We start from the raw sequence: 17,620 nt of genomic DNA on the forward strand, positions 1-17,620 counted from the left end.
GAGCCGACGATCCACCGGGCCTGGCTGTCTGTAAGCAGATAGCTGATCCGGGCCGCTGGATAACTTTCATCGATCGGGACATAAGCGCCCCCTGCTTTGATAATGCCGACCATGGCGACGATCGTATCGATCGACTTGCTGCACAGTACAGGGACCGGTTCATCCGGCTGCACTCCCTGCTGGCGCAAGCAGTGAGCCAGCTGATTGGCTCGGCGATTCAGCTCTCCATAGGTCAGCTGCTTTCCACCGGAGATGACCGCAGGCTGATAACTGCGACGCCCGGCCTCCTCCTCCAGCACCTCAGCCAGTGTACGTTCAATCGAAGGAGTCGTATGTACCGGATTGAATTTATGAATAAGTTCAAGACAGGTTTCGGTATCCATCAATGTAATTTGTTCAGTTTGCCTGTTAGGATATTCAACAAGCAATTGCAGTATATATTGAAGATGGTCTCCTAGCTGCCGGATGATCTCCTCCGTAAACAAATTGCGATTATACATGAGAGTAAATTTCCAGTCATTTTTCGAAGTGAAAATAATATTCAGATCATAAGCGGTTTGTTCTCTTCCATGAATTCGTTCTATCGTAAAATTCAATTCATCCTGATTTTCGTAAGAAATGTCCGGATAATTTTCCAGTACCATTAACGTATTCAACCTGTGATATTTTAATGATGTAGTATTTTGAATTTTAGCCAGGGATACGTATTCATATGGAGATTTGTTTTGATTATTGATTTGCACTTCCTGCAAAAGTTCAATTACTGTCTGTTCGGATCGGGAAGTAATTCGAATCGGCAATGTATTGATAAACATGCCCATCATCTGTTCGATATTATCCATTTCCGGAGGTCTGCCTGATACAACTGCCCCAAAGATAACATCATTAGTATTGGAATATCGCTGCAGCAGTATTCCCCATGCTGTTTGACAAAGCGTATTCAACGTAATGGCATTGTTTTGAGCTGCACGTTTCAAATAATCACTCTGATCAGCCAGAAGTATGACTTCGTGTATGCCTTCCGCATATTCGGTAGTTGTATTTTTATCGATCGGAAGAATAATATCCTGGCTGTAATCCTCCAACTGATTTTGCCAGTAGATTAAAGCTTGATCTTCTTCCTGATCTTCCAACCATTCTATATAAGAAGCAAAATCATATTCCGGGATAACCGTGTTGATGCTTCCTTTCTCTACCCTTCTGTATATATCCAGCAGATCTTTTAACATCCGTCCATGTGACCAGCCATCCAAAATAAGATGATGACAGGTAATAATCAAGCGGAATTCTTCCGGCTGTGTCTGCACAAGTGAAAGATGAAACAAAGGATCTTTTTGTATATCAAATCCTTGTTGAAGCAGTGACTGTTTATAGGCTATACAAGCTTCCTCTGGATAAGCCATATCCTGGATATCAATTACGCTTACTTCTTTTTTCCAGTTGGATAATACAATCTGAACCGGATGTTTTTCATGTTCCACGAAAATGCTGTTTAATACTTGATGCTGCTGACACAATATATCCAAAGCTTTTTGAAAAATAAACGGTTGTACACGGCCTTTTAAGCTGTATTCTCCCTGCACAATATAAGCCTGTGTATCCTTCTGTTCGGATAGCGTAAAAAACATTCCCTGCTGCATCGGTGTCAGACGATTAATATGCTCAATAGTGGCTTCTGTACTTACCTGCTCGATAATATATTTTTTGAATTCCATTACTTCTTCGAGTGATAAATCATGGATTCCATAATCAACAGGAGTTTTTTCGGTATACTGTATCGCTGTACAGTGATCAATCACACGATACAGTGCGTACTCATACAAAGAAGCAAGCTGATTCCTGTCCGCTTCAGTCCATTGTTCTTCATTGAACTCCATAATCATCTGCAGCTTTTGATCTTTCACAAATCCATTGATCTGAAGGTTCTCCCGTACATGAAGATCGGGGCTGGCCTGTACCCCTGTCCCCAAAGGTGACATTATCATTTCCTGATCATTTCGGTAGCTGTTATCCAGTTGGCCTAGATAATTAAAGCTGATATCCGTTCCGGTTGATAAAAGATTATTGTTCGTCAGATCCAGCTCGGCAAGATGTTTTAATATGCCGTAGCCAATCCCTTTATTCGGAACACGGTGCAAAACTTCTTTTGTTCGCTTAACAAGCATACCCAGATCAGAATCGGTTATTTGCAAATTCACCGGATAAATACTTGTAAACCATCCTATCGTTCGGGTAATGTCTATTCCTTTTCCCGTTTCTCCTTTTAAAGGTTCGCGTCCATGTCCTTCCAGCATGAGCGAAACATGCTCCTGACCGTTAAATTGCTGAACAGCGTAGCCAAGCGCAGCCAGAAGCAGGTCGTTAATCGTTGTTCCATAGGCGCGATTGGCTTTTTTGAGCAATTTCTCTGTTGCTTCATCATTTAGCGTGATAGTTTGGCTAATCATATTTTTCAATAGCGTGTGGTTTTTTATTGGTTTTATGGTCGTTTGCTTTTCTACAACTTTTTGCCAATAATCCAGCTCTTTTAGCAATTGATGATTTCTGGCATATTCTTTTTGGGAAGCAGCCCAATTTTGAAAAGAGGTAGTCTTTTCCGGAAAAATGTACTGCTCTTTCTTTGTCGCTGCTTTGTAGGCAGCATAAAAATCTTCCAGAAAAATCTGCCAGGAAACACTGTCAACTATCAAATGATGCATGGAAATTAACAGGTGATCTCCAGCTGCTGTATGAAATACGCCAACCTGGATCAGCGGCCCTTTACTAATATTCATCGCGAGCTGCATTTTCTCTGCTTTTTGGGTAATCTGCTGTTCGGCATCGATTTGGGTAACCCAATCAAATGACTGGAAATTGTAAAATAAAGCCGAATCGTTAAAAGCACGAATTTCCAGCTGTACCTCTGTATCAAATACAGGTAAAGATTGTTCATCACCGCTATTGACCAGTATCATTCGTAATCCATCATGGTGTTTTATAAGACTCTCCATCACACTTTTAACAATACGATCTTCAAAATGGTTTGGATGATATAACATGACTGATTGGTTGAAATGCCGAAATGCACTGGGCTGGGTAAATTCCAGAAAATATCGGATAATGGGAGTTTTCTCGACTATTCCTTCCACTTCATTTTGAGGCAGACTGATATGCGCTTCTTTTACGTGAAGAGCTATTTCCGCAATCGTTTTATACTGCATAATTTCCTGGACACCCACATGGATTTGACGCGAACGAAGTCTCGAAGCAATCTGGATAGACCGGATCGAATCGCCGCCAATATCCAAAAACGAATCATATATACCGACAGGCTCAATACCGAGCACTTCTTCCCATACAGTAACGAGCATCTGCTCCAATTCATTTTTGGGTGCACAATAGACCGATGTTTTTGCAGACAGATCAGGTTCCGGGAGTGCTTTCCGATCTGTTTTGCCGTTTGGTGTCAATGGTATATTTTCCAGCTGCATCAATGCTGAAGGAATCATATATTCCGGCAGCTCGTTTCTCAGATAAGCGTTGACTGCATTCAGATCTATCGAATCCTCTGTAAATCCGATTATATAGGCATACAGCTGTGTAACAGCAGATTGGCCTTTTTGGGCTATAACCACTGCTTCTTTTACCTGTCTGTAAGCAGTCAGCGTCTGTTCGATTTCGCCCAATTCTACCCGGTAGCCTCTGATTTTGACCTGTTCATCGATTCTACCCAGAAATTCAAGGTTTCCGTCAGCACGCCAACGAGCCAGGTCACCCGTCCGGTACAAACGTTCTCCGGGTATATATTGGTTGTTTTTGAATTTGTCTGCGGTCAGTTGTTCATGGTTCCAATATCCACGGGCAACACCATCCCCGCCGACAACCAGCTCTCCCGGTACTCCTGCAGGCAGAAGCTGCATGTTTTTATCCATAATATAAGCAGATGAATTGCTGACAGGTTTTCCAATCGGAATAGCTTCCTTTTCGTCCCAGCGATTTGTCATTGGAAAGGCCGTAGAAATAACGGTGTTTTCTGTTGGTCCATAACCGTTGATGATATGTAATTCAGGGTAAGCCTCCAAACAGCGATGAACTTGTTTGCTGGAAATGACTTCTCCTCCGGCAATCAGATACTTCACACATTGAAATGCCGAACTATCCATTTGATTAAATAAGGAAGTAGGCAGGATAAGATGGGTAATCTGCTGCCTGTTTATGTAAACACCTAATTGTTCCGAATCAAGCAGTACATTTTTGGCAACCATATGTAGAGGAATACCATGAAGCAGCGCCAGCCAGATTTGCTGTACGGAAGCGTCAAATGATAGTGATCCGGCCTGCAGCATTTGATCGCCTGCTTGGATTTTCATATAGCCATTATTTAAAACCATTTTTGCAAGTGATCGATGGGTAATGCATACCCCCTTCGGCTTGCCCGTCGTTCCTGATGTATAAATGAGATAGGCTGTATCTTCCGGCGAGTTGATTATTTCCGGGTTTTGTATTTGAGTAACATCCAGCTTTTGATCGTTCGGACAGAGCATGTCCAGTGTGTGTTTCCAGTCTCCAAAACGGTCACTCACCCCGGCTGCATCTATAATACGCTTTGCTTGGCTGTTCTCGATCAAATATTGTATACGAGCTTCCGGATAATCTTTGTCGATAGGAAGATAGGCTGCTCCGGATTTTATAACTGCGAGCATAGAGGCAATAGTGTCTGTGTTTTTATCACAAATTACAGGAATAATATCTCCATTTCCTACTCCGCAGCTCCGCAAAAAATGAGCGAGTATATTGGCCTGTCGATTCAATGCTTCATAGTGGCATATTTCTTTTCCAGCAAAAATAGCGGTTTCTGTACGTACGCTTTGTACAATATTTTCAAACAATTCAGCGATAGTGGAGTATTTGGGATATATACTTTTTTCTCCTGCAGACCACTGCATTATATTGGCTGTCTCCTGCGAAGATAATAATGCGACATGATCAATTTGCTGATCTGTATTTGCGATACTATTTTCCAGAACATAAAGGTAGCGTGACCAGAATGCCTGTATCCCTTCCTCTTTATAATAGTTATGATTGTAAGTGATTCTGAAACAAAACCCTTCATGCTGCTTTTCTATCCATATCTGTATTTGTTCATTTGTACATGATGCACTCTCAAGATCCGTATGAAGATTCGCCATTCCTATTACAAATTGATAAGACGACGGATTGAGTTCATTGAGCGGATAATACTGATGTTTCAGTACAGCCATTACTTCCTGTCTGCATAAGCCAATTGTCTGTTTGACGGATAACTGATCATTCAAATGTATGTTCAAAGGAAGAATACGATTGATTGTTGACCGTTCTTCGGAAATACCATCCTGAAATACAGGCACATTTACGCTGACTGCTTTGCCTGTATAGCGATACATCTGAATTTGCAGTATTGTTAAAAAAATAATATAGGCAAACAACTCTTTATCGCCGCTGATCCGGTTAATTTCATGGGTTAATTCGGCAGAGATATTCAGTTCCATCGTTTTACTTGCATACTGTTCGGAATGCGGATGGAGATCGAAAAAAATTCGTTCCCCTTGCTCCTGGGCAAGCTGATTCTCCCAAAATTGCTTTGATTGGACCGATTGTTCCGACCAGTTTATATCATGCGGATTATAATTCATAAAAGCCTCCCCTTACCTTTTATAGAATGCATACTAGAAATTGAATTCAAAGCTTTCATTTTGCTCCAGCAATTTTTTCCCGGCATCCATCTCTTGCTGAAGCTGTTTTTTCTCCATTTCATCAAGAAGACTAATCTCTTTTGCAGGTAGGCTGGTATCTTGTGCAAACTGCTTAAATATCATTTCCAAATGGGTGGCTATTTTTTGAATATAAAGATAGGAGTATTTGTTTTTGTTATACATGATATCCAGTACAAGTTGTTCATTCATGCTGAATGCGATGCCGAGATCATAACCGGTCTGTTCTCTTGAGGTTTCGCGTTGAAAATGAAATTGGCTAAACTGCTTATCATTCGTAGCATCAGGATAATTTTCAAATACAGTAAGATGATGAATAAGATCCTGTTTCAAAACACTGTTTTTCTGTATTTCGGCCAAACTTACATAGTTATAGGTTTGTGACATATTGGCCTGCTGTTGAACACTTTTCAGCATTTCGTCAAGCGTGGAGCTTTCTTGACACACTATTCTTATTGGAACAGCATTGATCATCATTCCAATCATGGATTCGATTCCGCTTACTTCTGCCGGTCTTCCTGATATAACGGTACCGAACACTACATCGCTACTTTTATTGTATTTTTGTAGCAGGATAGCCCATACCGTCTGACATACTGTATTGACTGTTATCTCATGGTCCCAGGCCAGCTGCTGAATTTTCCGGCTTAATTCTTCGCCAAGTGACTGGCTCCACAAACCATCTTCATAATCCTCTTCACTATCCAAATCAGGCAGCAGCCGGGCAGGAGTATGGTATCCTTGCAGATACGATTCCCAATATGCGATGCCGGCTGATGTATCTTGTCGATGCAGCCAACCCAGATACTCCCGATAGTCAGGCACCTCCGATAAATATACTGCCTGATCATTGCTGAGTTTGTCATAAATGGACAATAACTCATTCATTATTAATGCTATTGACCAACCGTCCATAATAATATGATGCACATTAATCAACAGGATATACTTTGTTTCCTGAAGTCGTATAAGGTGAAGATTCATAAGCAGATCTGTTCGTAATTCAAACCCTTTTTCAATACATTTTTGTTTGTAGCTGGTCAGCTTCTCCTCTTGATCCAAGCAATCCATAAAGCAGGCAAATGATATCGTTGCAGCAGGTCTTTTTAAAACAATCTGACAGGAATGCTTCCAGTGATCCAAGAACATCGTTCTGAGTACGGCATGTCTATCAAGCAATATCGAAAACGATTTTTCCAGGAGCGAATGGTTGATTGTTCCGCTCAATTGTATCGGTGTCTGAATAACATAGGCTGTAGTTGCATTGTTCTTCAGGTACGTATAAAAAATCCCTTCCTGCATCGGTGTCAAAAAGTGGATCGATTCAACTTCCGTAGATTCCCCGTGCAGTGCAACTACTTCACGCATAATTTCTGCATGTTCTTCTATACTGTATTCGTTGATCCCATAATCGGAAGGCGTACGTTCCACAATATCGGTATGTGTCGTACAATAAACGATTTGTTCAAAAGACTGCTTAAGCATTGTACAAAATTCCGCAATGATTTCATCGGTGTATATATTGCGATTGTATTCCAGCATCAGTTTTAGTCGTCCCTGCTGAACTTTTCCATTTATTTGGATATTTTGACCGAACGTCATTTCAGGATGAAACTCGGTTCCTTTTGCAAAATCACAATGACTCAGCCAATTCTCCTGGTCTTCCTGATCAAATTGCCCCATGTAATTGAAGCTGATTGGTACATTGACTTCATACTCTTTCTGATTGGCATAATCCGTTAAATATCGAATAATACCATAGCCAATTCCTTTATTCGGAATACGGCGCAATGTTTCTTTTGTTTGTTTGATAATCATAGCCGGCTCTTTGTCCCCTATGTTCAAAACTACTGGATAAACGCTGGTAAACCAGCCTACTGTACGATTGATCTCCAATGGTTGTATTTCATTCCATCCGAGTTCTTCTCGTCCATGACCTTCCAGTATTAAAGACATTTTGTCCTGGCCTGTCCACATGTGATAAGCCCGACCGAGAGCTGCCAGCAAAAGATCATTGACTTCGGTTCCATACGGCTTATGAGAATCGGTCAGCAGGGAAAGTGTAGTCTGCTCGTCCAAAGTCATGATCAGGGAGGCCAAATCTTTTTGCCTTGTAGTAGTTTTTGGCTGCTGAATTTCTTTGATCTGTTTAACAACCGATTTCCAATATCTAGTCTCAGTATGCAGTTTTGCGCTTTGTGCATACTGATTTAGATAAGCCGCCCAATTTTGAAAAGAAGCTGTTCTCGCAGGCAAATCCTCTTCTTTTCCTAACTGTGCATTCCGATAAGATACCTTGAAATCTTCCAGTAGAATTCTCCAGGATACCCCATCTACTGCTACATGATGAATAATGAGCAGCAAATAATCGCCGGCATTGGTTCTGAAAATACCAGCTCGCAACATAGCCCCGTTATAAGGATCGGTATCCGCTTGCAGTTTGTCCGCTTCTTTTATTATTTCCTGTTCAATATGGACGGTATTGCTTAAGTCAAAGTAATCCACTTTGAACAATACATGCTCTTTTACCGATACACTGCGATTATATAATCGAAGAGTGGAGCTGGCATTCAGTCCATCTGTCAGATCGTGTTGCGGCAGGATCGCCAACCGTAGTGCATCATGATGAATAACAAGTGCTTTAAGTGCCTGTTCAACAGCCACTTTATCCAGGTTATGGGCAGAATGAAACATATAAGATTGATTAAACTGTTTAAAAGCAGCCTGGCTGTTATTGTTTATAAATTCCTTTAATACAGGAGTCCAACAAATGCTGCCTTCCACCGCTGCTTGAGAGATATTGGATTTTTGAATCGATGCCTGCAGGGCAATTTTTTTAATCGTTTTCTGCTGCATGATATCTTTTACCGATATTTTAATATGATGCTGACGCAATCTTGAGACGATTTGAATAGCTTTGATAGAGTCTCCACCTGTATTGAAAAAGCTGTCTGTCACACCAATTTTGTCCCTACCCAAAATTTCTTGCCATACGTCTGCAATTGTCCGTTCTGTATTCGTTTCCGGAGAAACATAATCTTTTGCAATCGAATGAAATTCGGGCTTCGGAAGCGCCCTGGTATCAATTTTCCCATTCGGCGTCAAGGGCAGCCTGTCAAGAAGCTGCATATGGGTCGGGATCATATATTCGGGAAGTTCCTGTTCCAGCTTTGTACGTAGATCTGATATACTCAACTGACTGTCATTATGCTCTACTATATATCCGTAAAGTGCATTATCCCCTGATGCATCCGGTACAGCGACAACTACCGCTTCTTTAACTCCTTTAAGATTGCCCAACCTTTTCTCAATTTCGGCAATTTCCACTCTGTATCCGCGAATTTTCACCTGACGGTCAATTCGACCAAGAAACTCAAGGTTTCCATCCGGCAGCCAGCGAACCATATCTCCTGTTTTATATAATCGTTCACCATCCATATAGGGATGCGCGATAAATTTCTCAGCAGTCAATTCAGGTTTATTCCAGTAACCTGAAGCCAAACCGTCTCCTCCCAGAAGAAGCTCACCAGGGATTCCGATCGGAAGCAGTTGATGATTATGATCCATAACATAGGCGGTGGAATTACTAACCGGCTTGCCGATCGGTATACTTTGCTGTTCATCCCAGCTTCCCTTCATATGAAACGATGTGGATATAACTGTATTTTCCGTAGGACCGTATCCATTAATAATTTCTAGTTTTGGAAATTTTTCTAGAAGATGATTGACCTGCCGGCTGGAAATCACATCACCTCCGGCAATTATACATTTTACTTTTTCAAATGCTTCTGGCTGTGCCTGGCTGAACTGATTAAAAAAAGTAGTAGGCAAGACCAGGTGAGTGATTTGCTGCCGCCGCATATAAGCAGCCAACTCATCCGTATCCAGCAAGGTTTGTTTGGAAATCAGATGCAAAGGTACCGTGTGCAAAAGAGCCAGCCATATTTGCTGCACAGAAGCATCAAATGATAAAGACCCTGCCTGCATTAATGAATGACCGGAAGAAATTTTTATAAAATTATTATTTATAACCATTTTGGCCAGGGAGCGATGGCTGATGCATACCCCTTTGGGATTACCTGTTGTTCCAGAAGTATAGATTACATATGCCGTATCGCCCGAAGTATGGCTGGATTCCATATTTTTTATACTGGCCAGACTGACTTCAGGTGCCGTTATATCCATAATTTCAACAGACTTTATGTTCAATCCAACTCCTAATGCCCATATTTGGTCTCCAATGACAAGCGCTGCTCTGCTGTCCTCAATAACGTATTGAATCCGGGATACGGGGTAATGTTTATCTATCGGCAGATATGCTGCTCCCGCTTTTAATACTCCAACCATAGAAATAATGGAATTTATATCCGTATCACAAATAATTGGAACAATATCTCCCTGCCCTATTCCTTTCTTGCGCAGAGACCAAGCAATCTGATTGGATTTTTCATTCAATTCCCCGTAGCTGCAATGTGATGATCCTGCGATCAAAGCCGGCAAAGTTTCGCTATCTTTTACAGCTTTTTCAAACAGTTCTGAAATTGTACTGTTTTGTGGATACCATTTTTGGGTATTATTAAATGCATGTAAAATCCGGTTTTTTTCCTGCTCGTTTAAAAGGCAAATTTGAGCAATAGGAATGTTGACTTCATCCAGTACTATTCTTAATACCTGGATAAAGTGTTCCATCAATGATTTTATAAATTCTTCTGAATATAGCTCTTTGTTGTATTCAATAAACCCTCTTAATTCCGATTCATACCGACCGATAATGAATGTTAAATCAAATTTGGAAGTGCCGTTATCTATTGGCAGTTCTTTCATTACGAAGTTTTGTCCTGACCATATATCTGTATTAAAATTTTGTACCGAAAAAAACACATCAAACAATGGATGATTCCTATACTCTGTTTGCATGTCAAGGCGATGAGCCATTTCACCAAAATCATAATCCTGATATTCCAAAGCTTCTATCGTCCGATTTTTGGTATGATCCATAAATTCTCTGAACCCAAAGTTATCATCAGGTTTTACTCGCAGTGCGATGCTGTTTACAAACATGCCTACACTGTTTTCAAGATCAGAATGACCTCTTCCCAGTACTGGTGTACCTATTACAAAATCCTGCTGACCCGAATATTTTGAAAGAACAACAGAAAAAACAGATAATAAAAAGGCATAATCTGTGCTTGCTTTTTCTTTAACAAAACAAGCAATATTTTCACTAAGTGAGTAATCTAAATCAAAAAAGTATTTCCCTCCTTCAGCAAAAGATGCCGCTGTACGCCGACTTTCATCTATCGGAAGATTCAATCTTGGAATGGAAGGACCAAGTTCCTTATTCCAAAAAGCTTCCAGCTCTTTTTTCCTTTCTTTATCCTCATTTTTTTCATTCCATAATACATAATCCAGATAAGATAAAGAGAGTGCCCCGGATTCCCGCTCTTCATAAATAGCCAATAGATCTCGAATCAAAATGGATAATGATAATCCATCTGCAACAATATGATGTATGTCTATTATTAGGATTTGATGATCGTTTTCTTCCAAAAGAATTACTCTGATCAATGGAGCTTTCCGAAGATCAAACGGTGTAATCAAAGATTTTATTCGGATAGCTGTCGCTTCTGCTGATGGATCATCATTAGCGATATACGGTATATAGGTGAAAACAGAATCGGCATTGGCGACAAAAGGATTTATTTGCTGTCTGAATTCCGTATCATTGATAACAAAACTGGTTCGTAATGATTCATGACGATTGACAAGCTTTTTTACAACTTCGGCCAGTCTGTCCGGTTCCATTCTGCCATCTGTTATCCGATAAGCTTTGGATTCGTTATAGACAACCGAATTCGGATGATTAAGTTGAAGTGCGATTAGTTTTTTTTGCATGGATGATACTGGATAATCGTTATTCTCATTCCTTTCAAATACAGTAATTGCATTTTCGCGCTTTACTATTCCGTTCATATTTGAACTACAGATAAAATCAGCCATTTTCTGAATGGTATGGTTGGCGAAAATATCTGCTAGCTTTATTTTCACATTAAATGTTTTGTAAATCTCAGATGCCATACGCAGTCCGCTTAATGAATCCCCACCCAGATAATAAAAATCATCCTGTATACGAACCTGCTCGACTTTAAAAATATTGCACCAGATCGTGGACAGCAATTGTTCTTCCTGGGTAGTTGCTACCTCATTAGAAGGAGATGCATGATAATCTGCGAATAGCTCCAGAATTTTTTTACGATCCGTTTTACCTGTTGCTGTTGTAGGTATTTGTTCTGTAACAAGCCAACGGGAAGGCAGCATATATTCCGGAAGATATCGCGCCAGAAATGCCCTTGCTTCTTCTCCAGATATATTTTCCCCCTGTAGTACAGCATATAAATGATGCTGCAGCGATTCGTTATGGGACAAAGGAGTACTCACCACTACAGCCTTACTGATTTTGGGACAACGAAGCAGTACACTTTCTACTTCTCCCGTCTCTACACGATATCCGCGGATTTTCACTTGAAAATCTTTGCGTCCCATAAATTGGATGTCTCCATTATCAAGCAGGCAGCCCAAATCACCAGTCGCGTATAATTTTCCATATAATATATGATTTTTAAATCCCACTTGGGTACGAGTTGGATCTTTCCAGTAACCTGTTGAAATATAATTGCTGCTTACATGGATTTCTCCCGTTTCTCCTGGTTCAACTTTTTGTTCCGCTTCATTCAGTAGTATCAGATCAAGCCCCGGAATAGGTGTACCAAGCAGCGGGCTATTTTGTATATTATTCACGGATACGCTGATTCCCGAATTAAAAGAAGATTCTGTTTGTCCGTACAAACTGTACAACTGAGCATTGGGAATTTTCTCAAATAAACTTTCCGCATCATAGGCAATAACAGCTTCTCCGCCGAGCACGACCAGACGCAGTTGTGGCAGTGCTATATTTTCGGCAAGTTCCTTTATAAAGTATCTGTACAGGGTAGGTACGGAATGCCAGACTGTAATCTGATTTTTGAGCAACCATTTGCTTAGAGTATTATCATTAGTCATATGACGGATATCTTTTGGATATAATGTGGCTCCGGCAAGAAGTGCCCCGAATATATCCATGATTGAAGCATCATGGATATAGGAGGAAAATAAGGTAAGGCGATCTTCGGATGTAATATTGACGGCATGAATATAATTATTGATATAAAAAAGCATATGTTTATAGGTCTGAACAACACCTTTTGGCTCTCCGGTTGAACCCGATGTATATAATATGTACGCTGCAGCATTTTCCGCAGCAATAGGATACGAATCACGATGATCATCAATGTTCTGTAATTCATTTACATTTACAATCGGTATAGGATTATGTAAGGTTTGTAATAATTGTAATGCCTTTTCTTCATTTTGATTGTTTGTAATTATGTATTGCGGTTCTGCATGATCGGTTATATAAGCTGCTCTTGAAAAAGGATATGCTGAGTCAATAGGAACATAGGTCACTCCTGCTTTTATACAGGCCAGCATAGCTAGAATCATTTCGGCACCGTGTTCAAACAGCAGTACTGCTCTCATCTGGCTATTCACTATGTCTGTACGTGCAGTACTCAGACGATCAGCTATTTGATTGGAGATCAAATGTAAGTCGTTATAACTGTAACTTGTTTCCTCTGTAACAATTGCCGGTGAGTCAGGCATTTTATTCACCCTTTGTTCAAACTGATCCAATATCACTTTTATCCCTCCAGATTATATAATTCATAACTTAGAAATTTAATTTACGAAGCTCTTTATTCCTGTACATTAGTAAAGTAGAAATCAGCAAAAGTAGACTTGAGCTAAAAGGCAATGCAAAAGCAGGAATCATATCCAGCAAAATACCCGACAAAATACTCGCTAAAGGAATCAACAAGGTAGAAAGCATACCAAGCAGACCAAATATTCTGCCTCTCATATAATCCGGAACCATACTTTGAAGTACCACATTAATAGGAATCATTATGCATGGTACTGCTGCAGAAATAATAAAAAACAGAACAGATATGGCCGCACAATACTGTGACGTTGACAATTCAATAACCGGATAAGTTAAAATACCAGTAGCAAGCACACCTATATCCAAAATAACAAAGCTAAAAATCATTTTTTTAAAATTATTTTTTTTGGTTCCTACGACAGAAAACAAAATAGCTCCTATGAGTATACCTAGAGGAAACATAGCCTCAATGATACCAAACTGAATTGAAGAAAATTGCAATACCTGATTCACGATAAAAGGAATCGGCACGGTAATACCAAAAATCATAAAAAAGTTTATAAACATAAAAAATACAACTAGTACTTTGAGCCATTTTTCCGTTTTGATATATGTAAAACTCTCTTTCAGTTCATCTATAAAATTGTTGGTTGGTGATTTTTGTGTGTGGTGTTCTTCGGTGGGGGGAAGATTAAACTTAAAGTCAACAAATTTGGTCAAAATTGCGGATAGTATAAAAGAAATACCGTTAATGAGAAGAAAAATTCGGATATCGATGAGTGCAAAAACAAAACCGCCTAAAAAGGGACCAATCATATTAGTCAACGAAGTAACCATTTCATTCCAGGAATTGATCCTGGGGAGTGATTCCACTTTTACTATATTGGAAATCGAAGCTCCGATAGAAGTATCAAAAAAAGTGTGGCAAATGGCCAATAATACTGTCGTAATATATATGTACATTAGACTCAGCTGATCCAGCATGGAAGCTGCCAACATCGTAAAGATAATTAGTCCACTCAAAACATCCATGTATATAACCAGTTTTTTGCGATCAACACGATCAGAAATAACTCCGGAAATCGGTCCGCATAAAATAGCTGGTATAGTCCCCAATGCAAGGGTCAATGCAAATCCCAAGCCTGAACCTGTTATATGTAATACATAAAAACTGATAGCAAAGTTATATATGCTTGTTCCTGATAATGAGGCAAATCTGCTCAAAAGATAAAATATAATATTGTACGATTCTCTCCTTTGCCTGGATTTTTCATTTATGCTGCTAAAAGGTAATTCGGCTACACTTTGCTTTTCCATTGCATAACTCACCTGCTTTAGCTATTAATTTTAAATAAATTATTATTATTATTCATTTATTTCCACTTTTTAATACATTATATTTCCTTTGTAATTAATTGTAAATATTATATTTTTTTATTATTTTTAACAAAATAAATAATTAAATATAATATTTGAGATAAATTGGAATGTTTTAAATACTATAATTGTCGAAATAGATAATATTATCTATCTCAACACAAAAAAGCTCAAATGCATAAACATGCATTTGAGCTTTTTTATTTGTACTGTTCATACGAATATTATTCGTATCCCTTTCAATGCAGAGGGATATCTTATTATGGAAGCAAATGCTCTACTGCCTGTCGTACATCCTCTTGCAGTAGTTCCCGGCCAAAGATAGATACACGTCCATTATCATCGCGAGAACGAATCAGACGTCCAATTCCTTGACGCAAACGCAGCATCATATAAGGCATATCCACTTCATGGAATGCATCCATCGCCTCCTCACGGCGTGAAGCAAATACCGGATCATTAGGAGGGAATGGTAGTGACCAGATAATGACATGGGACAATGACGGGCCTGGAATATCCAGTCCTTCCCATAACGTGACTGCGCAGAGCACGCTTGTCTCTTCCTGCTGGAATTCGGAGATCAGATGGCTGATCTCGGCTGTCCCTTCATAGAGCATCCGGTAAGACAAAGCAACTCCCATAACTTCTGTCATCCGGCGGAAAGCTGCCAATTCCTGCATAGAGGAGAACAACAGTAACGAACGCCCTCCACTCTGTTCCACCAGACTCAGTACACGCTCGGTCTGCTGGCGAATTTCCTGCTCGCTTACCCCCTGTATACCTGCCGTACTGACAGACACATGCTTGCCTGCTGCATCACTGACTGATCCAGCAATATTCTGACTGTACAAATCCGTGATTAGCTCCGCGTGCATCTGCTCCTTGTAGTCATAAGGTGATTCCACCGAAAAGGACAGATACTTTTCAATACCCAGGCTATCCGCAATATAATCGAACGAACCATCTACCGACAAGGTAGCCGATGAGAAAATAACCGGCATTTTGCGGGCAAATACCATTTCTCCCAGTACTTCCTTGACCTGCTTCGGCATAATAACGAGAGTCAGATCTTCATTCTCGCCGGTCACCCAGGAGATGAGCTGATCTTGCTGACGACATAGTCCGAGTGCCAGCTGGATCATTTCCAGATGTTCTTCGACAATCTTGAGCTGGTAATCATCCAGTGTAAACAGTCCACTCTCAAATACCAATTCTTCCTCAATCACATCGATATGCTGCTTGACCCTGGCAATCTGTGCCAACAGTTCGTCATTCCACTGAATATCTTTGCGATCCGATCCCGGAACCGGCTTGCTATAACGAGCGAGCTGCTCGAACAGCATATCGCTTTGTACAATAACTTCTTCTACAGCTACCGCCAGCGTCTCACGTACTTCGCCATCCAGCAGACGAGTCACAATGCTCTCGAACAATCCCTGCTTAAGCTTGTAGGTCAGTGCATTTTGCGCAGCTGTCTCCAGCAGATGGCCTTCATCAAATACAACCGAGCTATGCTCAGGCAGCAGCGGCAGCTGTCCTTCACGCTTGCGCGCTTCGTAGGTCCATACGTGCTCCATATAGAAGTCATGGGAGCAGATGATAATATCGGTTGCTTTGCGGTAATGGTCACGAGACAATGTCTGTCCACAACGATGACGCTGCGGGCAGACCAGACAATCCTGGAATACATCCCAGCCAATCTTGCTCCACTGCTCATCATCCAGTGCCGGATAATCCTTGCGGTTACCGTATGGACGAAAAGTCTGCATTGTATCCGCATAATGAACAAATTCCGGCAGATCCGCGTAAATATCGCGGTACATATCCGATTCGGACGGTTCCGCTCTGACTACATCCAGCTTGTTGAGACAGATGTATTGATCCGGCGATTTACCCAGACGGGCATCTACATTCAGATCCAGATAACGGGCCAGCTTATGAATGTCGCCTTCGGGCTTGACCAGCTGCTCAATAAGAGACTCATCCGCACAGGCGATAATCGCCGGTTTGCGGGTATAACGTGCATACGCAATCGCATATAACAGGTAGACCAGCGTCTTGCCTGTTCCTACACCTGCTTCAGCAAAAATGGTTTTTTTCTCGGCATAGGCTTTTTCAAGTTGAAAAGCCATATAAATCTGTTCGTCACGAAGCTCCAGACCAGCTTCCGGCAAAATATCGTAAAACACGTCCGCGATCCACTCACCCGCTTGCTGGATAAATGGACGGGACGGATCAAATGTAAAAGGATACGTATTCAATCCAATTGTTCCCCCACCCGGTTAAAAGTACAATCCTAGCTATTACTATCATCTGCTGAATTGCATCATTTCATTATACCGCAATCCGTGAAGATGCGGAATGGGCAAATTAAATTTTATCGTGTGGTAGGGAGGGCTGAAAATGGAGGGGTTTAGCAGAGAACACTTCGGCAAGGGATAGGGTGCGTCCTCCGGTTAAGCCTGGAGATCCTTTATTATGCGGAAGTAATGGGGATCTCCAGGCTTAAAGGTCGTCCTTTGCCCTATTCCCTTGCCTGCGCTTCGTGCGTGGAGACATTTTCAGTGCTTGTGGAGGTAGGATAACAAAGAAAAACCGGCTGTTCGCCCTGATTGGTGGGAGAACGCCGGTTTTTTGCTGCTCTGCTCTGCTCTGCTCTGCTCTGCTCTGCTCTGCTCTGCTCTGCTCTGCTCTGCTCTGCTCTGCTCTGCTCTGCTCTGCTCTGCTCTGCTCTGCTCTGCCAAATTATGCATAGGGA

4 protein-coding genes are annotated in these 17,620 nt (G+C 41.0%); all 4 read right to left on the reverse strand.

Annotated features, from left to right (window positions below; genetic code table 11):
• The coding region (locus WH46_RS17865; protein ID WP_046227794.1) for a non-ribosomal peptide synthetase at positions 1–5,651 on the reverse strand (5,651 nt) is incomplete at its 3' end.
• A 33-nt stretch (positions 5,652–5,684) separates the two neighbouring features.
• A complete protein-coding gene (locus WH46_RS17870) occupies positions 5,685–13,463 on the reverse strand; it encodes a non-ribosomal peptide synthetase (protein WP_046227795.1) in 7,779 nt (2,592 codons plus the stop codon).
• 31 nt (positions 13,464–13,494) lie between these two features.
• Complete coding sequence (locus tag WH46_RS17875) at positions 13,495–14,802, reverse strand: MFS transporter (protein ID WP_046227796.1); 1,308 nt, start codon at positions 14,800–14,802, stop codon at positions 13,495–13,497.
• Positions 14,803–15,122: 320 nt separating this feature from the next.
• Complete coding sequence (locus WH46_RS17880) at positions 15,123–17,123, reverse strand: ATP-dependent DNA helicase (protein ID WP_046227797.1); 2,001 nt, start codon at positions 17,121–17,123, stop codon at positions 15,123–15,125.
• Positions 17,124–17,620: the final 497 nt, after the last annotated feature.

The sequence above is a fragment of the Paenibacillus dauci genome (assembly GCF_000971985.1).
In the GTDB taxonomy this organism is placed as follows: domain Bacteria; phylum Bacillota; class Bacilli; order Paenibacillales; family Paenibacillaceae; genus Saccharibacillus; species Saccharibacillus dauci.

Bases quoted from the DNA above. Each gene is read 5' to 3' on its own strand.
- WH46_RS17875 (WP_046227796.1), bottom strand. From the start codon at position 14,802: ATGGAAAAGCAAAGTGTAGCCGAATTACCTTTTAGCAGCATAAATGAA.